Raw genomic sequence first — 25,711 nt, 5'->3', positions numbered from 1 at the left:
ATGATAGAAAGGAATGAAATAGTCTGAAAAGTGAGTCGAAGTAAGGGGCTAATAGAAGTGAATAAAAAAGCCGTATCAGATGATACGGCTTTTAAAAGTGGCTCCTCCTGCTGGGCTCGAACCAGCGACCTGCGGATTAACAGTCCGTCGCTCTACCAACTGAGCTAAGGAGGAATTATTCTTTTAACAACAAAAGTTGTTTGTGTCTTGCCAATTATTTCAAATCGAGCATGAGCACCAAATAATGGTGCCTCGAGGCGGAATCGAACCACCGACACGAGGATTTTCAATCCTCTGCTCTACCGACTGAGCTATCGAGGCAAAAAGAATGGTGCCGACTACCGGAATCGAACTGGTGACCTACTGATTACAAGTCAGTTGCTCTACCTACTGAGCTAAGTCGGCACACTTTATTCTTTTTAGAAGAGTAGAACTCTTCTTTTTTAGAATCCCAACTGAATGAAATTCTAGAAAGTGGCTCCTCCTGCTGGGCTCGAACCAGCGACCTGCGGATTAACAGTCCGTCGCTCTACCAACTGAGCTAAGGAGGAACTATTCTGCTTGTGTCTTGTTAATGATTTAAAATCAAACAAGCGCACCAAATAATGGTGCCTCGAGGCGGAATCGAACCACCGACACGAGGATTTTCAATCCTCTGCTCTACCGACTGAGCTATCGAGGCAAAAGAATGGTGCCGACTACCGGAATCGAACTGGTGACCTACTGATTACAAGTCAGTTGCTCTACCTACTGAGCTAAGTCGGCACACTTTATTCTTTGTGCTTTTGTTCGTGTGATAACGTTTTGCTAAGACACCAACAAATTAAATTCGTGGTGCCCGGAGGCGGAATCGAACCACCGACACGAGGATTTTCAATCCTCTGCTCTACCGACTGAGCTATCCGGGCAACGGAGCGCTATTAAACGGATTTTCCCGCTTTGCGTCAACCACTTTTTATAAATAATTTCAAAAAAGTGGCTGTTCGAACGCTTTTTATCCAAATGGCTTTACAAAGTTTGCTCTGAGTTAAATTCCTTTTTGAAATTTGTAACTTTTTCTAAGTAACGACGAGCTTCTGCATTGGGATGTTTTTTAGTTAAGGCCCAGTAAACTTGATTTGGTTGGAGTGAATTTAAATCATTCATCGCACGTTTCCGGTCATTGCGATTAAATGTGTTTAGTACGCCCCCCGTGCCTCCGTTGTAGGCGGAAATCATACTGTACTCCAGAGATGTTGGGTGACTCACATCCTTTAAATAGCGATTTTTCAATATGTAGAAGTATGCGGTTCCGGTATCAATATTGTTTTCTGGATTAAACAAGTACTCAGGGCTAGGTTGACCCGAGCGTTTTTTTACCAAAGAAAATACGTCGCGACCTGCGGTTTTAGGTACTACTTGCATCAGACCATATGCATTAGCCCAGCTCACTGCATACGGGTTAAAGCTGCTTTCAGTTTTGATAATGGCGTAGATCAAATCTTCTGGAATATCGTATTTTGTCGATGCACGGCGCACAATATCAGCGTATTGGTAACTGCGTTGAGAAAGATGGTCTTCCACCATTGGTATCTCTACGTAGTACGCTTTCTTAAAGTCGACGTCTTTTGTCTTGATTTTATTAGCGATCAGGTAGTCAGCAAATCGATTAGCCCGCCATGACCACTGAATCGGTTGCTTATCTTGATCAACGACCTGTTTATATAAAAACGGTTGTCCTTGTAGCTTAATGGCTTTGGAAGAAAAGAGATCAACGTTGGCTGGGTCGTCTGGAGTCAGCAAAGTGGTTGTGATGGCGTTTTTTAAGTGTTTTTGTGGCTCGGTAGATGAAACGGTTTCTATGGTGATGACACCCTTTTGGAAATCGACTTCGGCGCGGCTGAGGTAGTTGTCGATATATTTAACGTAATTGCTTTTACCCGCGAGCTTGACTTCTCGCTTGCCCCACCGTTTTTGAATATTACCTGAAAAGCTGTTCATTAATGAGTCTAGGGCAGCCGTGTCTTTTTCAAATTGTCCCGGTAACTCAGCTAAGTGGTTAGCAAAACGGTTAGTGGGCTCGTAATTAACGTCATAGATATTTTCGACAAACTCACGGCTGCAACCCGCAATGAAAAGTGAGGCTGCAATAAAGACAATTTTTTTCATAAGCAGTGATAGTTAAGGGACGGTGGGCACTAATTGGACAAATGACATCACAAAGCGATTTGTGATGTCATGCTTTTGAACAAGTTTAGCTGTGGAGCTAATCTATTTATTCGCTTGGTGGTGTGTAACCTTCGATATGAACATCTTTACCTTCAAAGAGGAAGTTCACCATCTCAGTTTCGATCAGCTTACGGTGCTCAGGATCCATCATGTTGAGCTTCTTTTCATTGATCAACATGGTTTGTTTGTGTTGCCACTGAGCCCAAGCTTCTTTCGAAATGTTATCGAAAATACGTTTGCCTAGTTCACCTGGGTACAGTTGAAAGTCTAGACCTTCAGCTTCTTTGTTTAGTCGAGCACAAAACACAGTGCGGCTCATAATGACTCCTTGTATTCAATTAACGAAGTTCATGAGGTAGTGCTTCCAATAACAGTTTTACTGGCGCAGCTAAGCCCACTTCTTCAGGTTTAGATAAGTTATACCAAAGACCTTTGTTGTCTTCCATTATCACGTTGGGTTGCTTTGACAGGTCAATCAAAATCGGTGTGATATCGAGATGGTAGTGACTGAATGTGTGGCGGAAAGTAATCAACGTTTGCTGATCTTTAATGTCATTAGCTCGGATTCCGCGTTGCTCTAGCAGTAAATCTATATCGCTTTCGGTATCCACATGTTCGGTTTGAGGAAAACAAAAGAGTCCTCCCCAAATGCCAGTTTGAGGCCTTTGTTCTAACCAAACTTCATGCTCTTTACCGTTACTGTGGTGAAGCATGACAAACCGAGTTTGCTTGATTGGTTTGTCTTTTTTCGGTTTTTTGCCAGGATAGCTGAGGACGTTACCTTGTTTTTTTGCTACGCATAAATCGGCAACGGGGCATAGAGTACACTTGGGTTTACTGCGTGTACAGACCATGGCTCCCATGTCCATCATGGCTTGGTTGTACTTGTCTACGTCCGTTTGTGGCGTATGTGTCTCGGCAATATCCCACAGTTGGTTTTCTACTTTTTTCTGTCCGGGCCAACCCTCTATGGCGAAGCAGCGAGCAAGGGTGCGTTTTACATTACCATCGAGAATCGCATGAGGTTGCTTATGAACTGATGAGAGCACGGCGGCGGCAGTAGAGCGGCCAATACCTGGTAATGCATTCATTTCTTCGAGATTAACTGGAAATTCACCATGATATTTTTGCGCCACTTCTTTAGCTGCTTTATGTAGGTTGCGAGCACGCGCATAGTAACCAAGCCCTGTCCATAGATGCAGCACTTCATCTTGTTCTGCATTGGCGAGATCGACCACGGTAGGAAATCGTTCCAAGAAGCGCTGATAATATGGAATGACGGTAGTGACCTGAGTTTGCTGAAGCATTATTTCAGATAACCAGACACTGTAAGCGGTTTTGTTCTGTTGCCATGGAAGATCTTTTCTTCCATAGGCGTCATACCATTCTAAGATGGCGCTGGCGAAAGGGGTCACGACTTGCTCTATATTCTATTATTGTTTAGGAGCAAAATTGCACCATGAATAGGTGATAAGTACAACTGGTAAACCGTGGGGATATTGCCAAATAGTCTCAAGATGTTGGATTTAGAGCGTCGACATGGGAGGGAGTTAAACAAAAACTTGCACCCGAGTTAATTCTTTGGATAATCCCCGCTTTGATTAATCAATGTGCAGGCAAAATCAATGAGTGAAGTAACCACCAACGAATACAACGAAGACGGCAAGCTGATCCGTAAAATCCGCAGCTTCGTTCGTCGTGAAGGCCGTTTAACCAAAGGCCAAGAGAGCGCGATGAATGAGTGCTGGCCAACAATGGGCATCGATTACAAAGCAGAACTTCTTAATTGGAAAGAAGTGTTTGGCAACGATAATCCAGTTGTACTAGAAATCGGTTTTGGTATGGGGGCTTCATTGGTTGAAATGGCAAAAAATGCACCCGAGAAAAACTTTATTGGTATCGAGGTTCATAGCCCTGGTGTTGGTGCTTGCCTTTCAGATGCTCGAGAAGCGGGTATCACCAACCTACGTGTAATGTGTCACGATGCGGTTGAAGTGTTTGAGCACATGATCCCAAATGACAGCCTAACCACGTTGCAACTGTTCTTCCCTGACCCTTGGCATAAAAAGCGTCACCACAAACGTCGCATCGTTCAGCTAGAGTTCGCGGAAATGGTACGTCAAAAACTGATCCCTAACGAAGGGGTTTTCCATATGGCTACAGACTGGGAAAACTACGCGGAACATATGGTTGAAGTTATGAATCAAGCGCCTGGCTACGAAAACATTGCTAAAGACGGTGACTTTGTTCCTCGTCCTGAAGATCGACCATTGACTAAATTTGAAGCTCGCGGTCAGCGTCTTGGTCACGGTGTGTGGGACATCAAATTCAAGCGTACTGCTTAAGGAGTCTGGTGATGTACCACTATGCGATATTAGCGAATCCGGGTCACAACCGTATTTATTTTGATAGCGCTATGACCATCGCATGTTCAGAGCTAAAAGCAATGCTGGCTTCTGAAGGTGTTGAAGTGACTGAAATTGGCAGTAAAGATGTCGGCTTACCTGCAGCATTGGTGTTCTCGTGTGCAGACGCTCTCAACGAGGCACAAGCTCGTAAAATCGCGGCATCTTCGATTTATTACGCGCTGTTTGAAGTGCGTGAAGACGGTTTGCTACGTCCAATTCAGGCGCCTGCGTTCAACACTTTCCCTGAGAGCATGAGTCAGATCCTGCGTTATACCGGAAAAACAAACGAACAGTTTACGCGTTTGATGGTAAACCTTGGTGTGAGTGCCGCTAACACAGATAGCGCGCAACTGACGTTAATGGATCCGATGTGTGGTAAGGGTACAACACTATTTGAAGGTTTGATCCATGGCTTTAGCGTGGTGGGTGTTGAGATCAACCAGAAATGGGTTCAAGAGATCCAAACCTTCGTCGTTAAGTTTATGAAGAACGGTCGCTTTAAGCATAAAGTGAGCAAAGAAAAGCGCACTTCTGGTGGTAAAAAAGTGGCCGATGGTTTCGTGGTTGAAGCCGCAGCGAAAAAAGAAGATTACAACCAAGGTCACCTTCAGACGATGAAGCTGTATTCGGCTGATACCCGCATAGCAGACCAAGTGGTAAAGAAAAACTCAGTGGATGTGATGGTATCCGATTTACCATATGGTGTGCAGCACGGCAGCAAAAATGCCAAAGACAGTAAGCTCAACCGCAGTCCTCTAGAACTTTTGAAAGAAGCCCTGCCTGCATGGAAAGTGGTATTGAAAAAACAGGGCTCTGTGGTGTTGTCTTTCAATGAGTTTACGTTGAAATGGAAAGACATCGCGGCACTGTTTGAAGAACAAGGCTGGAAGGTACTTTCGGAAGAACCTTATATCGGTTATCTTCACCGTGTCGATCAATCCATCAACCGCAACATTATAGTGGCAGTGAAACAGTAATCGATTTTTCAATATAGACTCTTTGAAAAGCCAACGCTCCGTTGGCTTTTTTTACCTCTGAACTAACGCGCTTATAACAAGAACGCGCTTATAAGAATAAGGTAGACAATGAAACCAACAGCGGAAATTTTGACAGAAATTCTTGCGGAAGTTCGTCCGTTGATCGGCCAAGGAAAAGTCGCCGATTATATTCCAGCTTTGGCAAAAGTGCCCAATAATAAGCTAGGTCTGGCGGTATACACTAACGAAGGTGAAGTGATTAAAGCCGGGGATGCCGATGAATCTTTCTCTATCCAATCCATTTCTAAAGCGCTGAGTCTCACGCTGGCGATGTGTTTGTATAAGCAAGAGGAAATCTGGGCACGAGTTGGTAAAGAACCATCAGGTCAGGCATTCAACTCCCTCATTCAGTTGGAAATGGAGCAGGGCATCCCACGGAATCCGTTCATTAATGCTGGTGCGATTATAGTGGCAGATCTATTGCAAAGTCGTTTATCTGCACCGCGTCAGCGATTGCTTGAATTTGTTCGCCAGTTATCGGGAGATACCCATATTGTGTATGATAAAGTCGTCGCTGCATCGGAAATGATGCACGGTGATCGTAATGCCGCGATCGCTTACCTCATGCGCTCGTTTGGCAACTTCGAAAATGATGTCATTCCGGTCCTACAAAACTATTTTCACGCTTGCGCCTTAAAGATGAGTTGTGTGGATTTGGCGAAAACCTTTAGTTATTTAGCCAATAAAGGCACGTCTGTACACACAGGTAAACCGATCGTTTCTCCCGTTCAAACCAAACAACTGAATGCGTTGCTTGCGACCTGCGGTCTTTATGATGGGGCAGGTGAGTTTGCATACCGTGTTGGTATGCCGGGGAAATCAGGCGTAGGCGGTGGCATTATAGCGGTCGTGCCAGGAGAGATGACCATTGCCGTCTGGTCTCCAGAACTCAACGCTGCTGGTAACTCACTAGCGGGTACAAAGGCTCTTGAGCTACTGTCGGAGCGAATTGGTCGGTCGATTTTCTAAACTTGCTCTTAACCTCAGAACAAACAAAAATGCCTCTCACCATCGAGAGGCATTTTTTATGGCGTATCTATTGGTGTTCTGGCGACGTTATTCGTCTTCCTCTGCCATAAAGGCTTCGAGTAAGTCGTTCAAAAACAGCTTCCCTTTTTCGGTGATCTGCCAGTGTGTCTCGGTCTCATTCAGATAATCCATCTCTAACGCCCAGCTTATGGTGTCTTGAATACTACTCAGTGGTAACCCTGTGGTATCGATAAAGTCCTGCTTGGGGCAGGCTTCGATTAAACGAAATCGATTCATAAAGAACTCAAACGGACGGTCTTCGTCTTCGACAAATTGTTCCGTATGTAAGTAAGGTTTAACCATATTTTGATAAGCAGCCAAATAACCACGAGGGTGTTTTACTTTGGTAGTACGAATGATGCGGCCATCACTGAAGCTAAGCTTACCATGGGCGCCGCAACCGATGCCTAAATAGTCGCCAAAGCGCCAGTAATTGAGATTGTGTTGGCATTGATACCCAGGTTTGCTATAACCAGAAATTTCGTACTGTACATATCCAGCAGCGGCAAGTTTTTTATGTCCTTGTTCGAAAATATCCCACAAATCATCGTCATCGGGCAACGTTGGCGGCTTGTAGTAGAACATGGTGTTGGGCTCAATTGTAAGCTGATACCAAGACAAGTGGGGTGGCGCTAATTCTATTGCTTTATCCAAGTCTGCGAGTGCTTGCTCAATACTTTGCTCTGGCAGCCCATGCATTAAGTCAAGGTTAAAACTATTTAATCCAATCTGATGGGCAAGCTTGGCTGCGTTGATGGCTTCGTCTTGACCGTGAATGCGCCCCAAGCGCTCAAGCTTTTGTTGCTCAAAACTCTGTACACCAATGGAAATACGTGTAACGCCTGCTTTGCGATAACCTGCAAACCGTTCCGCTTCAATGGTACCAGGATTCGCTTCCATGGTGATTTCAATATCTGGTTTGAATGGTATGCGCGCTTCGATGCCTGAGAGTAGACTTGCGATCCCTGGAGCGGAAATCAAGCTTGGTGTTCCGCCACCAATGAAGATCGAGTGTAGCGGACGTGGCGTAACGTTCAAATCGTATTTCTCAATGTCGCTATCCAGATCTTCAAGAAGGGCGCGAATGTATTCCTCTTCTGGGATCTCCGCTTTGAGCGCGTGTGAGTTGAAGTCGCAATAGGGGCACTTTTGTACACACCAAGGGATGTGGACATACAGACTGAGTGCTGGGGGAGTTAACATGGATATACTCGTTTATAGTGACTATGCAGTGAGCTTACTGAGCTGCTTTAGCTGACAGTTGAGCAAACAGCGATTTAAGCGCTTTACCACGATGCGATAGCTGCTTTTTGCGCGCAGGCTCTAATTCGGCGGATGCACAGTCGTCTTCTGGTACGAAGAAGATTGGATCGTAACCAAAGCCGTTTTCACCTTGTGCTTTCGTTAGGATACGCCCCTCCCACACTCCGTGGCAAACGGTCGGTGTTGGATCGTCTTTGTGGCGCATTAATACTAAGACACAGTGAAAGCGAGCGGTGCGTTCTGCTTCTGGTACGCCTTCCATTGCTTTAAGTAACTTGTCTAGATTCTCTTGGTCAGAAGCTCCCTCGCCTGCATAACGTGCCGAGTAGATGCCTGGTGCACCTTGAAGGAAGTCGACTTCTAGCCCCGAATCATCTGCAATGGCCGGTAAGCCTGTTTCCTGAGCGGCGTGGCGAGCTTTGATGATGGCGTTTTCAATAAACGTTGTGCCCGTTTCTGCAACTTCAGAGACGTTGAACTCACTTTGCGCTAATACTTCAAAACCGAAGTCAGACAGTAAGTCTGCCATTTCGCGCACTTTACCTTGGTTGCCGGTTGCTAGCACAATTTTTTTCATGGGGATCTCTTTTGATAGTGATAGAGGAGCGTTACGGGTTCTCCTCCTGATATTTTTTAAGTTACCGGAGCTTTTGGTTTACTTAGATCTAAATGCGTTTGGAACATCACAACCCAATTACTCTTCAACATAAAACTTCTGAGTGAATTTAAGTTTGCCCGCGCCTTTGTTTCCTGATTTTACATCAATATCGAAGGCGAAGGTTTCTTCATGTGTAATGGGGAGTTCTGCCAAGTAGTAAATCGCATCGCCTTCTTTGACTTCACGAAAGGTTAACTTTTGTGTTTGGCCAATCAGGTTTTTTGCGTGTCCACCAACCTTGGCTTCTAGGGCTGGTTTGCCTAGCGAGGCTCTGTCTAGAACACTAATATTGATGACCGCGTTGTAGCCATTTCGTTTAATATCATAACTTCGAGCGACCTTAGGCGTTAAAAAGGTCGAATTAAAAGCCACATAATGAACTTCGATATCTTTCATATTTTTGAACTGATCAGCAAAGCTTGGTAGTGACAACAGGCTGATCATTAATGCGGTAATCCATTTGCTCATTGTGAATTCCTCATAGAGACGCGTCTATATTCAAGATTCAAGCAGCTTCAAGATGCAACTCTGAATCCTGCATCTTGAGGTCACTTAAGTATATGTAAGTTTAATTTATAAATAAAAAGCCATCATAAGATGGCTTTTACTTCTGCTGGTATCTGAGTTGGGGATTCTATCCTAATTTGTTTGTGCCGTCCCAATTCGCCTTTTTCTATGTGAACCCCACCTTTAGCCACTTTAAATTGCTTAGCCAAAAACTTAGTCAAGTGCGTATTGGCTTTGCCATCTACTGGCGGTGCGGTTATCGCTATTTTAAGCTCATCACCATGCAAGCCGACCAGTTTGTCACGGCTTGCTTTGGGTTGGATATAGAGTTTGAGTACGATGTCCTCTCCCTCATGCCAAACTGCTGCTGACATTAAAGCTGGAACCAGATTGGACCCACAATATCGCCCATTAAGAAGTTAGCAAATTGGAGACCAATAAACAGAACTAAAACGCTAAGGTCGAGACCGCCAATGGCTGGAATAATGCGACGAATAGGAGCGCACAAAGGCTCTGTCAGCTGGTGGAATACATACTCAATAGGGCTACGACCTTGACTAACCCAGCTTAGAATTGCTCGAAGCAAAAGCACCCAGAATAGCAAACCGCCCGCCGCTTTGATTAAAGACAGTAAACCAAGGAACAGAAATTCGACACTAAAAGAAACCGAACCGTTTGACGCAATAAGAATTAAAGCAACAAACTTAAGGATACACAGGACGTACGCGAATAACACGGTGGCGAGATCGATGTTACCAACCGAAGGAATAACACGACGCAGTGGGCCAATCACAGGCTGTGTCGCTTTCACGATAAATTGTGAGAATGGGTTGTAGAAGTCTGCGCGGGCAGCCTGCAACCATATTCGTAAAATGACGACCATAATATACAGGTCAAACAGGGTTGAGATGAGAAAACTCACTGAATTCATAAGGGACCCTTAATAAGTGATGGATAAGCGCTAGACGCGCTCCAGATAATTAAAATAATTTTTCCATTTCTTCGGCGCGAGCCACCGCTGCCTGCATGGCTTTCGCTACGATATCAGAAAGTTGGTGTTCGTTGAATGTGTGCAGCGCTTCTGCGGTTGTGCCACCTTTTGAGGTCACGTTTTCTCGCAAAGTGGACAGCTCGGTCTCTGGGTTATGCACAACCATACTTGCGGCGCCTAAAGCAGCTTGCTGAACTAAAAGGCGGGCCGTTTTTTTATCAAATCCTTGCGCAATAGCTTCTGCTTGCATCGCTTCCATAAACAAAAAGAAGTACGCTGGTGCACTTCCTGCTGCTGCAATCACGTTGTTTATACCAGACTCTTGCTTTACCCAACATACTTCACCAACCGCTTGCATTAGCTCCGCCGCAAAGTTTTTGTCCTGTTCTGTAACATGTTGAGGTGCATAAAGGCCACTCATACCTAAACCCAGTTGGGAAGGGGTATTCGGCATCACACGAACCAGATTCAGTTTGGTCGCTAGCATTTCATCTAAACGTGAACAATTAATGCCAGCAGCAATAGAAATGACCAATTTATTGCTAAAGTCGATAGATTGAAGCGGTTTACATACCTCTGCCATCATTTGCGGCTTTACCGACAATACCACGACATCGGCTTGTGATGCGGCAAGTTGATTATCACTTGAGGTTTGAATACCAAACTCTTGTTCTAATGGCTGGCGACGAGTCTCTGAAGGGGCAGTCGCAACGATATTCTGAGCAGGGTATCCATTGTTCACTAAGCCAGAAACGATGGCTTTTACCATGTTTCCAGCACCGATGAAGGCGATTTTCTTATGTTCCATTTACCTGATTTCCATCATGATTTTTACTGATTATTGTGCATAATAGCGCTTTAAAGCATATCGCCTACATTAAGTAAAAGGCTGAACCGAGTGATGTAGGTTACTGGGCTCTTTATTTAGCTGCTAAAAACGACATAACGACATCTTACTGAGCGATGTGTTACTGAGTGCTATAATCCCGCGCCCCGAAAATAGCGGTGCCGATGCGAACCATTGTACTGCCAGCTTCGATAGCGGCATCCATATCACCACTCATGCCCATAGATAATGTGTCGATGTGTGGATAACGCAATGCAAGTGTTTGCTTGAGTTTCTCCAACTTACGGAATTCCTCCAACTGTGATTGATAGTCTGATACGTTGGCTGGAATTGACATTAACCCTCTTAACGTGAGGTTGGGTAAGCGAGAAATCAACTCGGCTAACTCGAATATTTCGTTGTCGTTTACACCGGATTTAGACGATTCATTACTGGTATTGACTTGAATGAGAACTTGAAGCGGTTTGAGTTCGCTTGGACGTTGATCATTTAGTCGTTGAGCAATTTTAGCGCGATCAATGGTGTGAACCCAATCGAAATGTTCAGCAACAGGTCGCGATTTATTAGATTGAATAGGGCCGATGAAGTGCCATTCTATTCGATTATCTGGATAATACTGTGCAAAGTGCTGAACTTTACTGACGCCCTCTTGAACGTAGTTCTCACCAAAAGCCAGTTGACCAGCCTGGTGAGCTTCGAGAATAGCCTCGACAGGTTTCGTTTTACTGACTGCTAGAAGTTGCACGGACTCAGGAGAACGGCCGCATTTTTGCTCGTCGCTCCGGATCTTAAAGGTGATATGTTCAATGTTTTGTTGAATACTACTCATAGCTGTACTTTAGACTTAAGGATTTTAAATGGATATCACTGAGTTACTCGATTTTAGTGTAAAACATAATGCCTCGGATCTACATCTTTCTGCTGGTGTTCCGCCAATGGTTCGTATCGATGGCGATGTAAGAAAGCTTGGCATTCCAGCATTTACACACCAAGAAGTACATCGCTTGGTTTTTGAAATCATGAACGATGCACAACGAAGTGAATTCGAAGAAAAACTCGAAGTCGATTTCTCATTTGAACTGCAAAATGTTGGCCGCTTTCGTGTCAACGCATTTAATCAATCTCGTGGTTGCGCTGCGGTATTTCGTACTATCCCAACCGCCATCCCTACTTTGGATGGGCTTGAAGCTCCGGACATCTTTACTAAGATAGCCAATGCCGAAAAAGGTTTGGTATTAATTACGGGACCGACGGGCTCTGGTAAATCGACGACTTTAGCTGCCATTGTCGACTACATCAATCGTAATCACAATAAGCATATCTTAACAATTGAAGATCCAATTGAATTTGTACATAGCAACAATAAATGTTTGATCAACCAGCGAGAGGTACACCGCGATACGCATAGCTTCCAAAGTGCGTTGCGCAGTGCACTTCGTGAAGACCCAGACGTCATTTTAGTGGGGGAGATGCGTGACAAAGAAACCATCAGTTTGGCTCTGACAGCAGCAGAAACGGGCCACTTAGTGTTTGGTACTTTGCATACCAGTTCAGCGGCGAAGACGATTGACCGTATCATCGATGTTTTTCCTGGGAGTGACAAAGATATGGTTCGTTCCATGCTGTCGGAATCTTTGCGCTCGGTGATTGCGCAAAAACTGTTAAAGCGTAATGGTGGTGGGCGTGTTGCCTGTCACGAGATCATGATGGCTACGCCTGCAATTCGTAACTTGATTCGTGAAGATAAAGTGGCCCAAATGTACTCGATTATTCAGACCGGTGCGGCACACGGCATGCAGACAATGGAACAGAATGCTCGTCAGTTGATGGCTCAAGGTATTGTGTCTCACGAAGAAGCAGACAGTAAGGTCGGGCTCGAAGTACAGCAATTCTCGTAATACTCATAAAGATAATGGTAGGCACGGAAGATGGATCTAAATAAATTTCTTGAAGGTATGCTGACGCTAAAAGCATCGGATCTCTACATCACAGTAGGGGCTCCGATTTTGTTTCGTGTGGATGGGGAGTTGCGTCCACAAGGTGACAAGCTCACTGAGCATGATGTGGAGAAGCTACTCGATTGCGCCATGGATCCAGATCGCCGTCAGGAATTTTGTAAGCAAAGAGAATCGAACTTCGCGATAGTCAGAGACTTTGGTCGCTTCCGTGTTAGTGCTTTTTTTCAACGCGAGTTGCCTGGTGCTGTTATACGCCGGATTGAGACGAATATTCCTACCTTTGAGCAGTTAAAGTTGCCACTTGTCTTGCAAGATTTGGCTATCGCTAAGCGGGGCCTTGTGCTTGTTGTCGGTGCGACGGGGTCAGGTAAATCGACGACGATGGCAGCAATGACAGGCTATCGAAATACGCATAAAACCGGACACATATTAACCGTCGAAGACCCCATCGAGTTTGTCCATGAACACAAGCGCTGTATCGTGACGCAACGGGAAGTTGGGTTGGATACGGAGAGTTATGAAATTGCACTGAAGAACTCGCTGCGTCAGGCTCCGGATATGATCTTGATTGGCGAGATCAGAAGCCGAGAGACGATGGAGTATGCCATGACCTTTGCCGAAACTGGGCATTTATGTATGGCAACCTTGCATGCGAACAACGCTAACCAGGCATTAGAGCGTATTCTTCATTTGGTCCCTAAAGATCAAAAAGAGCAATTTCTCTTTGATCTATCCATGAACTTAAAAGGTGTCATTGGTCAGCAATTGATTCGAGATAAGAATGGAAAAGGGCGCCATGGAGTGTTTGAAGTACTATTAAACAGCCCACGAGTATCCGATTTGATTCGCCGTGGTGACTTACATGAACTTAAAACGACGATGTCCCGTTCGAATGAATTTGGCATGTTGACCTTCGACCAATCCCTCTACAAGCTAGTTATGCAAGGTAAAATCAGTGAAGAGGATGCACTGCATAGTGCGGATTCTGCCAATGATTTACGTTTGATGCTCAAAACTCAACGCGGTGAACCTTCGACTTCAGGTTCTCTGGCGAACGTGAAGATAGATATGGATTAGAGGTTGAAACGTTAAAACTGAAAAGGTTGGCAGAAGCCAACCTTTTTATTCTATCGGGTAGTCAAATCAACTAGTCACCATATTGTGCTTCAAACCAGCTTTCTAGTATCACTACCGCAGACTGACAATCAACATTGCCCTTTGATAAGGCTTTATAGCCTCCCATGCTGAATAATTCTGAACGCGCTTCTGTGGTGGAGAGCCGCTCATCATGTAGTTCCACTGGGAAGCCAAAACGACCATGCAAGCGGTTAGCAAACTTTTTTGCACGAGGAGTAATGGTTTCCAAATCTTTGCCATGGAGATCCGTCGGAAGGCCCACAACCAATAGATCGGGTTGCCATTCTTTAAGTTGCTTTTCGATATCATCCCAATTTGGAATACCGTCATTCGCTTTAAATGCCTTTAGTGGCGAAGCGGTGCCAGTAATTTCTTGCCCGATCGCACTGCCGATGCTCTTGGTGCCGAAGTCGAAAGCCATGATTGTACGTGACATAAGAGTGTCTCTAATAAGAATTCTATTTGATGCTTAGACCCTAAGCGTGTCCTGCGTCAGCAGATAGGTGGCTAGGGTCAATGCCGAGTTTCTCGACGGCTTTTTTCCAGCGTTCGCGAATAGGAGTATTGAATATGATCTCAGGGGTTGCTTCGATAGTCAGCCAAGAGTTTTCAACTAACTCGTTTTCTAATTGACCTGCACTCCAACCAGAGTAGCCAAGTGCAACCAAGTAATCGCTGGGTTCCGCTTCTGTTCCTAATACGGTTAAAATATCGCGTGACGTCGTGACGGCAAGATCGTCCGTCATATTAATACTCGATTCGTAGTAGTCTTTTGGTTTATGTAAGATAAAGCCGCGGTCTTCTGAAATTGGTCCACCATTGTAGACTGGTCTATCAAGACTTGCCTCAAGGAGGCGTGGGTGAACCGGCTGAACTTCAACCTGATTGAGCATCTTTCCCACCGTGATATCGACAGGAGCGTTGATGATCAATCCCATAGCGCCGTCTTCATTATGCTCACAAATATAAACAACACTATGCTGGAAATAGGGATCTTTCATCCCTGGCATAGCGACTAAAAAGTGGTTTGTGAGGTTCATACTCATAGGCATCCTTAAGACTAGTAGAAAACGTAAGCAAACTCAGTTAATGACGTACGTTATATCTGCATGAGTTTGCTTCGTTTAATGATAGGTCTAACTATAGTAACTCTACTACAGTTTTAGGCATTTTACTCGCCGCTCAATGGCATCCATCAGCTTTCCTGTAATCGAAATATCAAATGCCGCTTCGATTTCTCGAATACACGTTGGGCTGGTGACGTTAATCTCAGTGAGTTTGTCGCCAATGATATCCAATCCGACAAACACCAAGCCTTTTTCTTTGAGCGTTGGCGCAACGGTTTCTGCGATCTTTAAGTCTGTTTCGCTTAGCGGACGAGCTTCACCTGTACCGCCAGCGGCAAGATTACCTCGTGTTTCCCCTTTAGCAGGAATGCGAGCCAAGCAGTAAGGCATTGGTTCACCATCGACGATTAAGATGCGTTTGTCACCATTGCTGATATCTGGAACAAAGGTCTGCGCCATCGCGTAGTTTTGCCCATGGTTGGTCAATGTTTCGATGATCACGGAGACGTTTGGATCGTTCTCTTTTACACGGAAGATTGATGCTCCGCCCATACCGTCGAGCGGTTTTAAGATCACGTCGCCATGTTGTTCACGAAATGCTTTAATTTTTTCCGCTTTACGTGTAACGATGGTGGTTGGTGTTAATTCTGGGAACCATGCCGTAAACAGTTTTTCGTTACAGTCGCGCAGGCTTTGCGGTTTATTAACGATCAGTGTGCCTTGTTCTTCTGCACGCTCAAGAATGTACGTGGCGTAAATGTATTCTGTGTCGAATGGAGGATCTTTACGCATCAAAACGGCATCAAGCTCTGAAAGTTCTATGCTTTGCTCTGATTTAAACTCGTACCAGCCACTAGGATCTTCTTTTAACTCAACCACCTTGGTATCCGCTATCGCAACGCCTTGTTCAAGATGCAGATCGTTCATCTCCATATAATGAATTTCGTAGCCGCGTCGTTGCGCTTCAAGCATCATGGCAAAGCTAGAGTCTTTTTTGATGTTGATGGACGAGATTGGGTCCATCACAATACCGAGTTTGATCATTCTTTTTCTCCGTTTAACCAAGATCGCCGAAACGAACTTGTAAAGCTGTAATTGCTGTTAGAGCCGCTGTTTCAGTACGCAGTACACGTGGGCCGAGTAGCGTCTCTTCAAATTGATATTCACGTGTCATGTCGATCTCTTCAGACGACAATCCACCTTCTGGGCCGATCAGCAAACGAACTTTTTCAACAGGTGTTGGTAGGGTGTTGATCGAGTATTTCGCCCGAGGGTGAAGGTTGAGCTTTAATCCATCGTACTCTTCTTGACACCACTGTTCCAAACTCATAATGGGACGAATTTCTGGGATGACATTACGTCCACATTGTTCACAAGCACTGATTGCGACTTTTTGCCATTGAGCAAGTTTCTTTTCAAAACGTTTTTGGTCTAGTTTGACGCCACAACGTTCAGAAATGAGCGGAGTGATGGTATTAACCCCTAACTCAACAGATTTCTGGATGGTAAATTCCATTTTATCACCGCGAGAAATAACCTGACCGAGATGTAAGTCCAAAGGTGACTCTACACTGCTATCGACACGCTCAGCCACGCTAACCATCACGTTCTTTTTGCTGACTTCGCTAATCACGGCTGGAAATTCTGCACCACTGCCATCAAAGAGCAAAACTTGTTGCCCTTCTTTCATTCGCAGTACACGTCCAATATGACCGGCAGCATCTTCGCTGAGTGCAAGGGTTCCAAGTTGTGAGATGGTTTCTGGATGATAAATTCGAGGGATACGCATGGGATTTCCAGCAAGAGAATAAACTTAATCCCTAACATGGATGCATTCTAATGAAAAAACAAGGGGCAAGAGGCGTTTCAATGTATGAAACGCCTCGTCAAAAAGCGGATAGTGACAGAGAGCGTTACTGCGCGCGACACGCTTGTTGAACAAATGGATTATGATTGCCCTGAATTTTGGCAATACGCTTATCACGTTCACATTCCCATTTGTCAGCAGGGTAGGTCTTGTTCCAGGCTGTCATCAGCTGAGTTTGTTGTTTAGACAGTTTGAAACCGTACTCTTTACTCATATACAAGTAGGTTCTTGCAATCGAACCGCGCGCTCGATCCGGTGGCATCACTTTGCGCTGTTTGAAGTTGACCTGCATTTCACAACGACCATAGCTGACGCCGTCCATGCCATTCCATTGACTGAAATTATAGTTAGAACGGTCACCATTTACCTCGCCTACTGCAGGCGTGAGGTTGTGCAGATCGGCTTCCATTGAACGGAAAGTTTTATCATTGCGTGAGCAGTTTTTACGCCCGCCCGTTTGCCAACATTGTCGCTGGTGGCCAAATTGCCAGGCAGGGACGATATGCTCCCATTCGATACGTGACGCTCGTTTTTCTTGTTTTCTTACTTGGTAGCCACAGGATGCGAGATCAGGGTGGCCTTTTTTTCCTTGCCATTGAATGCTGCAGCCACAATAAAAGCTGGTTGGGTGATCTTGGTAGATTTTAACTGCTTGTCGTTTGGCAGCAGAAAATGAACTAGGCGGAGCAGCAAACGATGCTCCAGAGAGTGCAATAAGCAATAAAGAGATAAGGTATTTCATGGTTAAAGTCTTTAAAAAGTATGACTTTATGCATGATAGCACTCAAATATTAGCTTAAGTAATGAGTAAGTTAATAATTACATTGTGTGAGTACAATTAGGCTCTATCGTTTGGTTATCTAACTATTGAGATTATACTGGTGCTGGCTTGCTCTGGTGAGATTACGAGAGTTGATTCCCAGTGAATGAGAGTGGTTGTCGGCATTTTTGACAGGAGTAAACGGCCTCTTTGCGAACGACTTTATTGTGGCGACGAATGGAAAGCGGATAGGTTGAACAATGACATCGATACTCAAAGGTTTTACCTTGAACCGATGTGACTGCAAAACTATGGGTGGTTTTGGCTGGGAGTTTAAAGACAGACTCCATCACGCCTTGCCACTCTTTACCATGAGGACGAACCCGGCCATACACTTGGAAAGTAATTAGGTGAGCCACTTCGTGCGGGATGACTTCTTGCAAAAAAGCTTGTGGGTTTTCTTTGAACAGGACGGGATTCAGGCGAATCTCGTTAAGCTGAAGGTAGGCTTTTCCAGCCGCTTTGCCACGCACATTAAAGGTTATGTTAGGGATGGGAAATGGGCGTTTAAAAGCCTCTTCAGATAACGCGATGCAATGTGCCAGTACTTGCTTGGCTTTATAGCTCAGCTCTATATCCACGGTCCCCCCGATAAATAAAATCAGATCAAATAAAAAGCCCTCGTATGAACGAGGGCTTGGATCATAGCATTAGTCCTTTAAGGAGTATGCTTTTTCTTAATGATTGCTTGGTAAGCGTGCCATGTCCCGTAACCAAGTATCGGCATCGTAAATAACATGCCGATACCGTAAGTAGCAAAGCCAATTAGGATGCCTCCGCAGATGATAGCAGCCCAAACGATCATCGCCGGAATATTGGATTTTACCGCGTTAAAGCTAGTAAAAATGGCGCTCATCATATCGACTCTACGTTCCATCATTAGAGGAATGGAGAACGCTGAAATACTGAACACGACGCTTGCGAGGATAAAGCCAATTAGAGAACCAATCACTAAGAATGGCAAGAAATCAGTGAGAGGTGCACCTTGCACAGAAGGATAAAGCACGTGTAGAAGGGCTGCGATCCGCATCCAAAAAATCATGAACACTGCAAGCAGTACGGCAAAAGCCCATTGAGAGCTTGAGTTACGACCGATCGCTTTCATCGAGTGGAAAAGTCGTGGTTTGTGCCCACGTTCTCTTTCCCAGCTGGCATCATATAAGCCCAGCGCTAAAAATGGTCCAATTAACATGTAGACGATCAAACTTGGCATCACGACAAGGTGTGTTCCCTGCCATTGTACAAGCAGAACGATACCGATGGCTGCCGCCATGAAGCATATGCCGTAAAATGCACTGATGAGGGGCATCTTAACAAAATCATGCAGTCCTAACGCTAGCCAATGGAATGGGGCACTCAAGTTCACCGTATTACACGGAATGGTTCGAGCGTATTCGTTATCCGGGACTTCCTTTCGTTTACCGTGGAAGTCGGATGGATTGACGGTTCGAGGCATAACTCCTCCTTGGTTTATTCCTACGTATTTCGTAAACATCGACTAACCCAGATGGGTTTAATCTCATTAAAGATGGATGTCTGACTAACGTTTTCCCCACAATATTGTTATCGTCGCTTTTACACTTGATCGTCGCGACACTAGCTCGCATCCAGTTTGTTTGGTTAATATTGTTTTAACACTATTTTAACTATTGGCTGAGTTGAGGCAATTTACAACTATTTGTTGGAAATTTGTTCGTTTGAGTTTGAAATGATAAAGAGATAGGAAGATGGAGAGTGACAAAAGAAAAGCCCTCGCATTAGGCGAGGGCTTGGAGCGTTATCAACGAGCTTGATTACTTGATGCCAGCGAAATCGCGAAGAAGTGCTGCTTTATCAGTCGCTTCCCATGGGAACTCTTCGCGCCCGAAGTGACCATATGCTGCTGTCTTTTTGTAGATAGGTTGAAGAAGGTTCAACATTTCTTGCAAGCCGTATGGACGTAGATCGAAGAACTGGCGTACGGCCTCGATGATGATGTCGTGAGATACTTTCTCTGTACCGAACGTTTCCACCATGATTGATGTTGGATCAGCAACACCGATCGCGTAAGAAAGTTGGATTTCACAACGATCAGCAAGACCTGCTGCAACGATGTTTTTCGCTACGTAACGTGCTGCGTATGCCGCAGAGCGGTCTACTTTTGATGGATCTTTACCAGAGAACGCACCACCACCGTGACGAGCTGCGCCGCCGTAGGTGTCAACGATGATCTTACGACCAGTTAGACCACAGTCACCCATTGGACCACCGATTACGAAACGGCCTGTTGGGTTGATGAAGAAGTTAGTCTCTTTGTTGATCCACTCTGAAGGCAGTACTGGCTTGATGATCTCTTCCATTACCGCTTCACGCAGGTCTGAAGTCGAGATTGAATCACAGTGTTGAGTTGAGAGAACAACCGCATCAATACCAACGATGTTACCTTGGTCGTATTGGAATGTGACCTGAGATTTTGCATCAGGACGTAACCAAGGTAGGGTGCCGTTTTTACGAACTTCCGCTTGTTTTTGCACAAGGCGATGAGAGTAAGTAATTGGCGCTGGCATTAGGACTTCAGTTTCGTTACAAGCGTAACCAAACATGATGCCTTGGTCGCCTGCACCTTGTTCTTTAGGGTCAGCTTTATCAACACCTTGGTTGATATCTGGCGACTGTTTACCGATTGTGTTTAGTACCGCACAAGAGTCTGCATCAAACCCCATATCTGAATGTACGTAGCCGATTTCACGAACGGTTTCACGAGTTAACTCTTCGATGTCTACCCATGCTGAAGTCGTGATTTCACCACCTACCATAACCATACCGGTTTTAACGTAAGTCTCACATGCAACACGAGCCTTTGGATCTTGCTCTAGAATCGCGTCAAGAACCGCATCAGAAATCTGGTCTGCAATTTTATCTGGATGACCTTCTGATACTGACTCAGAAGTAAACAGGTGCTTAGCCATGTTAGCTCCACTCTATCTGGTTTAAAGCTGAAACATCATCAATGCTTCAACGAAAATAATACTTATAAGCCCAAACTTCATGAGAATGACTGGGCATATGCAGGTGTATCTACATCTAGACGGCTATTCTAAATTTGATTGGTCTAATTACAAGCTCTTTTTTGATTTTTGTTATAACCAAACGTTTGCTGCCATTCTTATTAAATTAAGCAACTTCCGTTAATTTGGTGCTCAAGCGACGATATTTGTGAAGTTTCTGCGAGGAAAACGTTTGCAGAGCCTACTGTGCTTTGAGAGAATTATGTTCTATTTTATCGTTTCGCTTAATGTACTCAGGAGCAGACATGTCGTCTCGTAAACATCTCGCCAATGCAATCCGTGCTCTAAGCATGGATGGTGTTCAACAAGCTAACTCAGGCCATCCAGGCGCACCAATGGGTATGGCTGATATCGCTGAAGTTCTTTGGCGTTCTCACCTAAACCATAATCCCGCTAATCCAGAATGGGCGGATCGCGACCGTTTTGTATTATCTAACGGTCATGGTTCAATGCTGATTTACTCTTTGCTTCACCTTTCTGGTTATGAGCTGTCTATCGACGATCTGAAAAGCTTCCGTCAACTGCACTCAAAAACGCCAGGCCACCCAGAATATGGCTATGCGCCAGGTATTGAAACCACTACAGGTCCATTAGGTCAGGGCATCACAAACGCGGTTGGTATGGCATTAGCTGAAAAAGCGCTTGCCGCTCAGTTTAACAAAGAAGACCACGACATCGTTGATCACTTTACTTATGTGTTCCTCGGTGACGGCTGTTTGATGGAAGGCATTTCGCATGAAGCATGTTCTCTGGCGGGTACTTTAGGTCTAGGTAAACTGATCGCATTCTGGGACGATAATGGCATCTCTATCGATGGTCATGTTGATGGTTGGTTCTCTGATGATACACCTAAGCGTTTTGAAGCGTATGGCTGGCATGTTATCCCTGCAGTAGACGGTCACGACTCTGATGCGATTAACTCTGCAATTGAAGCCGCAAAAGCAGACCCACGTCCAACGCTGATCTGTACTAAAACCATTATCGGTTTTGGTTCTCCTAACAAGTCTGGTTCACACGATTGTCATGGTGCGCCACTTGGCCACGATGAAATCAAAGAAGCACGTGAGTACCTTGGTTGGGATTACGCGCCGTTTGAAGTTCCTTCTGACGTATATGCGCAGTGGGATGCAAAAGAAGCAGGCGCAGCGAAAGAAGCCGCGTGGAACGAGAAATTTGACGCTTACGCTGCGGCTTATCCTGCGGAAGCTGCTGAACTTAAGCGTCGTTTAAATGGTGAGCTACCTGCACAGTGGGAAGAAAAAGCAAGCCAAATCATTGCTGACCTTCAAGCAAACCCTGCGAATATTGCCTCACGTAAAGCGTCTCAAAATGCACTAGAAGCATTTGGCGCCATCATGCCTGAGTTCATGGGCGGCTCTGCTGACTTAGCGCCTTCTAACCTCACTATGTGGTCTGGCTCGAAATCGTTAGAAGCCGGAGATTTTTCTGGTAACTACATCCACTACGGTGTACGTGAATTCGGTATGACTGCGATCATGAACGGTATCGCATTGCACGGTGGTTTTGTTCCTTACGGCGCAACATTCCTAATGTTCATGGAGTACGCACGTAACGCAATGCGTATGGCGGCTCTGATGAAAATTCAGAACATCCAAGTCTACACGCACGACTCTATCGGCCTTGGCGAAGATGGTCCAACTCACCAACCGGTTGAGCAAATGGCTTCTCTACGTCTTACGCCAAATATGAGCACTTGGCGTCCATGTGACCAGGTTGAGTCTGCAGTGGCTTGGAAACTGGCTATCGAACGTAAAGATGCGCCAACCGCGCTTATCTTCTCTCGTCAGAACCTAGCACAACAAGAGCGTACCGCTGAGCAAGTTGCTGATATCGCAAAAGGGGCTTACATCCTGAAAGATTGCGAAGGCAAACCAGAGCTTATCCTGATTGCAACAGGCTCTGAAGTTGAACTTGCAGTAGAAGCGGCTGCGCAGCTATCGGCAGAAGGTAAGAAAGTACGTGTTGTATCAATGCCATCAACCGATGCGTTCGATAAGCAAGACGCCGCTTACCGTGAAGCAGTACTTCCGTCAGACGTTACAGCACGCATCGCTATCGAAGCAGGTATTGCAGACTTCTGGTACAAGTATGTTGGCTTTGACGGCCGTATCATCGGTATGACAACCTTCGGTGAATCTGCTCCAGCAGGCGAACTATTCAAGATGTTTGGTTTCACGACTGACAATGTTGTAAACACAGCCAAAGAACTTCTGGCATAATTTTTAGCGTGATAAAAACGCAATGAAAAAACCGAGCACATGTGCTCGGTTTTTTGTGTTTGAAGAGAAGGTAAACGTCACTTACTTAATGCGTTTTCGTTTCTCATCGGGTACTATTTGTGACACGAAATTTCTGCTAGAGCGAAGGATAAATGCTAAAGGTTGCGATCAATGGATTTGGACGTATAGGTCGTAATGTTCTGCGAGCTGTATATGAGAGCGGGAAGCATCAGCAAATAAAGGTTGTCGCGGTAAACGAGTTGGCTCAGCCCGAGGCCATGGTCCATTTACTTCAATACGACACCAGTCATGGTCGTTTTGGCAAGAAAGTCACCCATGACCAAGAGCATTTACATATTCACCATGGCTGCTCAAAGCAGAACTCGGGTGAATATGATTCTATTCGAATTCTTCATCTCGCTGAAATTGAACTACTTCCATGGCGAGATCTTGACGTAGACATTGTATTGGATTGTACCGGCGTCTACGGTTCAAAATCTGACGGGCTTGCTCACATAGCTGCAGGTGCTAAAAAAGTACTATTTTCTCACCCAGCTTCTGCCGATATCGATAACACCATTATCTATGGTGTGAACCACGATACACTCAAAGCTGAACACAAAGTGGTTTCAAATGGTTCTTGTACGACCAACTGCATTGTTCCTATTATTAAGGTTTTGGATGAAGCTTTCGGGATTGAATCTGGCACGATAACAACCATTCACTCTTCCATGAATGATCAACAAGTCATTGATGCTTACCACAGTGATCTGCGGCGAACTCGGGCCGCAAGCCAGTCAATTATTCCAGTTGACACCAAGTTGCATAAAGGAATTGAAAGAATCTTCCCGAAATTTTCCAACAAATTTGAAGCGATTTCTGTCCGAGTACCGACAGTTAACGTGACTGCAATGGATTTAAGCGTCACAATAAGTACAAATGTGAAAGTTAATGACGTAAATCAAACCATTGTTAAGGCATCTCAGTGTACATTACGTGACATTGTTGACTATACTGAATCGCCACTCGTTTCCATAGACTTCAACCACGATCCTCATAGTGCGATTGTTGATGGAACCCAAACCAGAGTGAGTAACGGGCAATTGGTAAAAATGCTTGTTTGGTGTGATAACGAATGGGGCTTTGCTAACCGGATGCTGGATACCGCATTAGCAATGGACGCTTTTTCATAAGCTTTGCGTCATGATGAAAAAGTGATGGAGAATTTTTATTTTAAGGCTTGAAATAAATCAGATGTATCTCCATATCAATAACCAGTTTAACGAATTAACAGGCTTGGCAGGGTTGCCGAGTTTTCAAAAACTTTAATTATTAAATATTTGAGAGGACAAATCATGTCTGTGATCAAGATGACTGACCTGGATCTTGCGGGTAAACGTGTATTCATCCGTGCTGACCTAAACGTGCCAGTTAAAGACGGCAAAGTAACTTCAGATGCACGTATCCTTGCATCTCTTCCTACTATCAAGCACTGCCTAGAAGCTGGCGCTAAAGTAATGGTTACTTCTCACCTAGGTCGTCCAACTGAAGGTGAATACGCTGAAGAGTTCTCTCTACAACCTGTTGTTAACTACCTAAACGACGCACTAGATTGCGAAGTTAAGCTAGCAAAAGATTACCTAGATGGCCTTGAGCTAAATGCTGGTGAGCTTGTTGTTCTTGAAAACGTTCGCTTTAACAAAGGCGAAAAGAAAAACGAAGAAGAGCTATCTAAGAAATACGCAGCACTATGTGATGTATTCGTAATGGATGCATTCGGTACTGCTCACCGTGCACAAGCCTCTACTCACGGTGTAGGCATGCACGCGCCTGTTGCGTGTGCTGGTCCTCTACTAGCAAATGAACTAGAAGCACTAGGTAAAGCAATGGACAAGCCAGCTCGTCCAATGGTTGCTATCGTAGGCGGTTCAAAAGTTTCTACTAAACTGACTGTTCTTGAATCTCTATCTAAAATCGCTGACCAACTTGTTGTTGGTGGTGGTATCGCCAACACATTCATTGCGGCTGCTGGCCACAACGTTGGTAAATCTCTATACGAAGCAGACCTAGTTGATACAGCGAAGAAGCTTATGGACGAGTGTGCAATTCCTGTTGCGACTGACGTTGCATGTGCAAAAGCATTCGACGAGAACGCTGAAGCTGAAATCAAAGACGTTTCTGAAGTACAAGACGACGACATGATCTTCGACCTTGGTCCAGATTCAACAGCAGCATTGGCTGAAATTCTTAAGAACGCTAAGACTATCCTATGGAACGGTCCTGTAGGCGTGTTCGAATTCAAGAACTTCGAAGCGGGTACTAAAGGAATTTCTGAAGCTATTGCTGCTTCTGAAGGTTTCTCTGTTGCTGGTGGCGGTGACACGCTAGCTGCTATCGATAAATTCGGCATCAAAGCAGACGTATCTTACATCTCAACTGGTGGCGGTGCTTTCCTTGAGTTTGTAGAAGGTAAAGTACTTCCAGCTGTAGAAATGCTAGAAGCACGCGCTAAATAATTAATAGAAAGCGGGGGAATGATTCACCCGCTTTCTTGTTTGCTGCAACGCATAAGGAACTCTGCTAGAATAGCCTTAGTTGTGAGCAAACGTTTGCAAGATTTTCAACTT

The 25,711-nt window shown here is 44.9% G+C and carries 26 protein-coding genes and 7 tRNA genes; 8 read left to right on the top strand and 25 right to left on the bottom strand.

Features of this window, described 5'->3' with window-relative positions:
* Positions 1-98: 98 nt before the first annotated feature.
* The 10 genes from ONE56_RS11260 to mutY form a co-directional block, all read right to left on the bottom strand.
* Positions 99-174, bottom strand: a tRNA-Asn gene (locus ONE56_RS11260).
* A gap of 71 nt (positions 175-245) precedes the next feature.
* Positions 246-321 (bottom strand) — tRNA-Phe (locus ONE56_RS11255).
* 8 nt (positions 322-329) lie between these two features.
* Positions 330-405, bottom strand: a tRNA-Thr gene (locus ONE56_RS11250).
* 70 nt (positions 406-475) lie between these two features.
* Positions 476-551: transfer RNA gene (locus ONE56_RS11245), tRNA-Asn, on the bottom strand.
* Positions 552-606: 55 nt separating this feature from the next.
* Positions 607-682: transfer RNA gene (locus tag ONE56_RS11240), tRNA-Phe, on the bottom strand.
* A 7-nt stretch (positions 683-689) separates the two neighbouring features.
* Positions 690-765, bottom strand: a tRNA-Thr gene (locus ONE56_RS11235).
* Between the two features lie 67 nt (positions 766-832).
* Positions 833-908: transfer RNA gene (locus ONE56_RS11230), tRNA-Phe, on the bottom strand.
* A 100-nt stretch (positions 909-1,008) separates the two neighbouring features.
* On the bottom strand, positions 1,009-2,148 hold the full coding sequence (gene mltC / locus ONE56_RS11225) for a membrane-bound lytic murein transglycosylase MltC (RefSeq protein ID WP_423839874.1): 1,140 nt from the start codon (positions 2,146-2,148) through the stop codon (positions 1,009-1,011).
* A 106-nt stretch (positions 2,149-2,254) separates the two neighbouring features.
* Positions 2,255-2,527 carry an oxidative damage protection protein gene (locus ONE56_RS11220; protein ID WP_041155323.1) on the bottom strand — a complete coding sequence of 91 codons (273 nt, stop codon included), beginning with the start codon at positions 2,525-2,527 and terminating at the stop codon, positions 2,255-2,257.
* A 19-nt stretch (positions 2,528-2,546) separates the two neighbouring features.
* Positions 2,547-3,623 (bottom strand): A/G-specific adenine glycosylase, encoded by a 1,077-nt coding sequence (gene mutY, locus ONE56_RS11215; protein ID WP_041155322.1) that lies wholly within the window; start codon positions 3,621-3,623, stop codon positions 2,547-2,549.
* 210 nt (positions 3,624-3,833) lie between these two features.
* Here mutY and trmB point away from each other — a divergent pair, with 210 nt between their 5' ends.
* The 3 genes from trmB to glsB all read left to right on the top strand — a co-directional run bounded on the left by trmB (position 3,834) and on the right by glsB (position 6,622).
* Positions 3,834-4,553 (top strand): tRNA (guanosine(46)-N7)-methyltransferase TrmB, encoded by a 720-nt coding sequence (gene trmB, locus ONE56_RS11210; protein ID WP_423839873.1) that lies wholly within the window; start codon positions 3,834-3,836, stop codon positions 4,551-4,553.
* 11 nt (positions 4,554-4,564) lie between these two features.
* The gene (locus tag ONE56_RS11205) at positions 4,565-5,593 is read left to right on the top strand and encodes a DNA methylase (RefSeq protein WP_331439254.1); all 1,029 of its coding nucleotides are present in this window, start codon (positions 4,565-4,567) and stop codon (positions 5,591-5,593) included.
* A gap of 108 nt (positions 5,594-5,701) precedes the next feature.
* The gene (gene glsB, locus ONE56_RS11200) at positions 5,702-6,622 is read left to right on the top strand and encodes a glutaminase B (protein WP_423839872.1); all 921 of its coding nucleotides are present in this window, start codon (positions 5,702-5,704) and stop codon (positions 6,620-6,622) included.
* A gap of 87 nt (positions 6,623-6,709) precedes the next feature.
* Here glsB and hemW read toward each other — a convergent pair whose 3' ends face one another.
* From hemW to ONE56_RS11165, 7 genes are all read right to left on the bottom strand, one after another.
* Positions 6,710-7,885 (bottom strand): radical SAM family heme chaperone HemW, encoded by a 1,176-nt coding sequence (hemW, locus tag ONE56_RS11195; RefSeq protein WP_423839871.1) that lies wholly within the window; start codon positions 7,883-7,885, stop codon positions 6,710-6,712.
* A gap of 34 nt (positions 7,886-7,919) precedes the next feature.
* A complete protein-coding gene (locus tag ONE56_RS11190; RefSeq protein WP_331439247.1) occupies positions 7,920-8,522 on the bottom strand; it encodes an XTP/dITP diphosphatase in 603 nt (200 codons plus the stop codon).
* A 117-nt stretch (positions 8,523-8,639) separates the two neighbouring features.
* A complete protein-coding gene (locus ONE56_RS11185; protein ID WP_041155317.1) occupies positions 8,640-9,071 on the bottom strand; it encodes a DUF4426 domain-containing protein in 432 nt (143 codons plus the stop codon).
* 122 nt (positions 9,072-9,193) lie between these two features.
* The gene (yggU, locus tag ONE56_RS11180; protein WP_041155316.1) at positions 9,194-9,484 is read right to left on the bottom strand and encodes a DUF167 family protein YggU; all 291 of its coding nucleotides are present in this window, start codon (positions 9,482-9,484) and stop codon (positions 9,194-9,196) included.
* Positions 9,484-10,041, bottom strand: a complete 558-nt coding sequence (locus ONE56_RS11175; protein ID WP_041155315.1) for a YggT family protein — start codon at positions 10,039-10,041, stop codon at positions 9,484-9,486. The genes yggU and ONE56_RS11175 overlap by 1 nt, the downstream gene beginning before the upstream one ends.
* A 49-nt stretch (positions 10,042-10,090) precedes the next feature.
* Entirely contained in the window at positions 10,091-10,909 is an 819-nt protein-coding gene (proC, locus tag ONE56_RS11170; protein WP_331439248.1) for a pyrroline-5-carboxylate reductase, read from the bottom strand.
* 160 nt (positions 10,910-11,069) lie between these two features.
* On the bottom strand, positions 11,070-11,777 hold the full coding sequence (locus ONE56_RS11165; RefSeq protein WP_423839870.1) for a YggS family pyridoxal phosphate-dependent enzyme: 708 nt from the start codon (positions 11,775-11,777) through the stop codon (positions 11,070-11,072).
* Between the two features lie 28 nt (positions 11,778-11,805).
* Here ONE56_RS11165 and ONE56_RS11160 point away from each other — a divergent pair, with 28 nt between their 5' ends.
* Together ONE56_RS11160 and ONE56_RS11155 are read left to right on the top strand one after the other, a co-directional pair.
* A complete protein-coding gene (locus ONE56_RS11160) occupies positions 11,806-12,846 on the top strand; it encodes a type IV pilus twitching motility protein PilT (RefSeq protein ID WP_041155313.1) in 1,041 nt (346 codons plus the stop codon).
* 30 nt (positions 12,847-12,876) lie between these two features.
* Positions 12,877-13,983, top strand: a complete 1,107-nt coding sequence (locus ONE56_RS11155; RefSeq protein WP_041155312.1) for a PilT/PilU family type 4a pilus ATPase — start codon at positions 12,877-12,879, stop codon at positions 13,981-13,983.
* 70 nt (positions 13,984-14,053) lie between these two features.
* Here the strand turns inward: ONE56_RS11155 and ruvX are convergent, their stop codons facing one another.
* From ruvX to metK, 8 genes are all read right to left on the bottom strand, one after another.
* Positions 14,054-14,479, bottom strand: coding sequence for a Holliday junction resolvase RuvX (ruvX, locus tag ONE56_RS11150; protein WP_041155311.1), 426 nt, complete (start codon positions 14,477-14,479; stop codon positions 14,054-14,056).
* A gap of 40 nt (positions 14,480-14,519) precedes the next feature.
* The gene (locus ONE56_RS11145) at positions 14,520-15,083 is read right to left on the bottom strand and encodes a YqgE/AlgH family protein (protein WP_041155310.1); all 564 of its coding nucleotides are present in this window, start codon (positions 15,081-15,083) and stop codon (positions 14,520-14,522) included.
* A 114-nt stretch (positions 15,084-15,197) separates the two neighbouring features.
* Positions 15,198-16,154 carry a glutathione synthase gene (gene gshB / locus ONE56_RS11140; RefSeq protein WP_041155309.1) on the bottom strand — a complete coding sequence of 319 codons (957 nt, stop codon included), beginning with the start codon at positions 16,152-16,154 and terminating at the stop codon, positions 15,198-15,200.
* Between the two features lie 13 nt (positions 16,155-16,167).
* Complete coding sequence (gene rsmE, locus ONE56_RS11135) at positions 16,168-16,899, bottom strand: 16S rRNA (uracil(1498)-N(3))-methyltransferase (RefSeq protein ID WP_041155308.1); 732 nt, start codon at positions 16,897-16,899, stop codon at positions 16,168-16,170.
* A gap of 124 nt (positions 16,900-17,023) precedes the next feature.
* Positions 17,024-17,719 carry a deoxyribonuclease I gene (gene endA / locus ONE56_RS11130; protein WP_041155307.1) on the bottom strand — a complete coding sequence of 232 codons (696 nt, stop codon included), beginning with the start codon at positions 17,717-17,719 and terminating at the stop codon, positions 17,024-17,026.
* A 161-nt stretch (positions 17,720-17,880) separates the two neighbouring features.
* Positions 17,881-18,378, bottom strand: coding sequence for a SprT family zinc-dependent metalloprotease (locus tag ONE56_RS11125; RefSeq protein WP_041155306.1), 498 nt, complete (start codon positions 18,376-18,378; stop codon positions 17,881-17,883).
* A gap of 77 nt (positions 18,379-18,455) precedes the next feature.
* The gene (locus ONE56_RS11120) at positions 18,456-19,253 is read right to left on the bottom strand and encodes a DUF2189 domain-containing protein (protein ID WP_041155305.1); all 798 of its coding nucleotides are present in this window, start codon (positions 19,251-19,253) and stop codon (positions 18,456-18,458) included.
* A 337-nt stretch (positions 19,254-19,590) separates the two neighbouring features.
* Complete coding sequence (gene metK / locus ONE56_RS11115; protein ID WP_331439253.1) at positions 19,591-20,745, bottom strand: methionine adenosyltransferase; 1,155 nt, start codon at positions 20,743-20,745, stop codon at positions 19,591-19,593.
* A gap of 344 nt (positions 20,746-21,089) precedes the next feature.
* Here metK and tkt point away from each other — a divergent pair, with 344 nt between their 5' ends.
* The 3 genes from tkt to ONE56_RS11100 all read left to right on the top strand — a co-directional run bounded on the left by tkt (position 21,090) and on the right by ONE56_RS11100 (position 25,600).
* Positions 21,090-23,084 (top strand): transketolase, encoded by a 1,995-nt coding sequence (gene tkt / locus ONE56_RS11110; protein ID WP_423839869.1) that lies wholly within the window; start codon positions 21,090-21,092, stop codon positions 23,082-23,084.
* 152 nt (positions 23,085-23,236) lie between these two features.
* Positions 23,237-24,277 carry an erythrose-4-phosphate dehydrogenase gene (gene epd, locus ONE56_RS11105; RefSeq protein WP_041153821.1) on the top strand — a complete coding sequence of 347 codons (1,041 nt, stop codon included), beginning with the start codon at positions 23,237-23,239 and terminating at the stop codon, positions 24,275-24,277.
* Between the two features lie 162 nt (positions 24,278-24,439).
* Positions 24,440-25,600, top strand: coding sequence for a phosphoglycerate kinase (locus ONE56_RS11100; protein ID WP_041153822.1), 1,161 nt, complete (start codon positions 24,440-24,442; stop codon positions 25,598-25,600).
* Positions 25,601-25,711: the final 111 nt, after the last annotated feature.

Source organism: Vibrio mytili, assembly GCF_049563345.1.
GTDB lineage: Bacteria > Pseudomonadota > Gammaproteobacteria > Enterobacterales > Vibrionaceae > Vibrio > Vibrio mytili.
Note: the sequence above shows the minus strand (reverse complement) of the source record. Positions and strands in the feature narration are given on the sequence as shown.

Bases quoted from the DNA above. Each gene is read 5' to 3' on its own strand.
- ruvX (WP_041155311.1), bottom strand. From the start codon at position 14,479: ATGTCACGTACAATCATGGCTTTCGACTTCGGCACCAAGAGCATCGGC.
- tkt (WP_423839869.1), top strand. From the start codon at position 21,090: ATGTCGTCTCGTAAACATCTCGCCAATGCAATCCGTGCTCTAAGCATG.
- ONE56_RS11120 (WP_041155305.1), bottom strand. From the start codon at position 19,253: ATGCCTCGAACCGTCAATCCATCCGACTTCCACGGTAAACGAAAGGAA.
- ONE56_RS11175 (WP_041155315.1), bottom strand. From the start codon at position 10,041: ATGAATTCAGTGAGTTTTCTCATCTCAACCCTGTTTGACCTGTATATT.
- mltC (WP_423839874.1), bottom strand. From the start codon at position 2,148: ATGAAAAAAATTGTCTTTATTGCAGCCTCACTTTTCATTGCGGGTTGC.
- ONE56_RS11185 (WP_041155317.1), bottom strand. From the start codon at position 9,071: ATGAGCAAATGGATTACCGCATTAATGATCAGCCTGTTGTCACTACCA.
- ONE56_RS11100 (WP_041153822.1), top strand. From the start codon at position 24,440: ATGTCTGTGATCAAGATGACTGACCTGGATCTTGCGGGTAAACGTGTA.
- rsmE (WP_041155308.1), bottom strand. From the start codon at position 16,899: ATGCGTATCCCTCGAATTTATCATCCAGAAACCATCTCACAACTTGGA.
- trmB (WP_423839873.1), top strand. From the start codon at position 3,834: ATGAGTGAAGTAACCACCAACGAATACAACGAAGACGGCAAGCTGATC.
- endA (WP_041155307.1), bottom strand. From the start codon at position 17,719: ATGAAATACCTTATCTCTTTATTGCTTATTGCACTCTCTGGAGCATCG.
- glsB (WP_423839872.1), top strand. From the start codon at position 5,702: ATGAAACCAACAGCGGAAATTTTGACAGAAATTCTTGCGGAAGTTCGT.
- epd (WP_041153821.1), top strand. From the start codon at position 23,237: ATGCTAAAGGTTGCGATCAATGGATTTGGACGTATAGGTCGTAATGTT.
- ONE56_RS11160 (WP_041155313.1), top strand. From the start codon at position 11,806: ATGGATATCACTGAGTTACTCGATTTTAGTGTAAAACATAATGCCTCG.
- ONE56_RS11155 (WP_041155312.1), top strand. From the start codon at position 12,877: ATGGATCTAAATAAATTTCTTGAAGGTATGCTGACGCTAAAAGCATCG.
- ONE56_RS11205 (WP_331439254.1), top strand. From the start codon at position 4,565: ATGTACCACTATGCGATATTAGCGAATCCGGGTCACAACCGTATTTAT.
- proC (WP_331439248.1), bottom strand. From the start codon at position 10,909: ATGGAACATAAGAAAATCGCCTTCATCGGTGCTGGAAACATGGTAAAA.
- yggU (WP_041155316.1), bottom strand. From the start codon at position 9,484: ATGTCAGCAGCAGTTTGGCATGAGGGAGAGGACATCGTACTCAAACTC.
- metK (WP_331439253.1), bottom strand. From the start codon at position 20,745: ATGGCTAAGCACCTGTTTACTTCTGAGTCAGTATCAGAAGGTCATCCA.
- ONE56_RS11190 (WP_331439247.1), bottom strand. From the start codon at position 8,522: ATGAAAAAAATTGTGCTAGCAACCGGCAACCAAGGTAAAGTGCGCGAA.
- gshB (WP_041155309.1), bottom strand. From the start codon at position 16,154: ATGATCAAACTCGGTATTGTGATGGACCCAATCTCGTCCATCAACATC.
- ONE56_RS11220 (WP_041155323.1), bottom strand. From the start codon at position 2,527: ATGAGCCGCACTGTGTTTTGTGCTCGACTAAACAAAGAAGCTGAAGGT.
- ONE56_RS11165 (WP_423839870.1), bottom strand. From the start codon at position 11,777: ATGAGTAGTATTCAACAAAACATTGAACATATCACCTTTAAGATCCGG.
- hemW (WP_423839871.1), bottom strand. From the start codon at position 7,885: ATGTTAACTCCCCCAGCACTCAGTCTGTATGTCCACATCCCTTGGTGT.
- ONE56_RS11145 (WP_041155310.1), bottom strand. From the start codon at position 15,083: ATGAACCTCACAAACCACTTTTTAGTCGCTATGCCAGGGATGAAAGAT.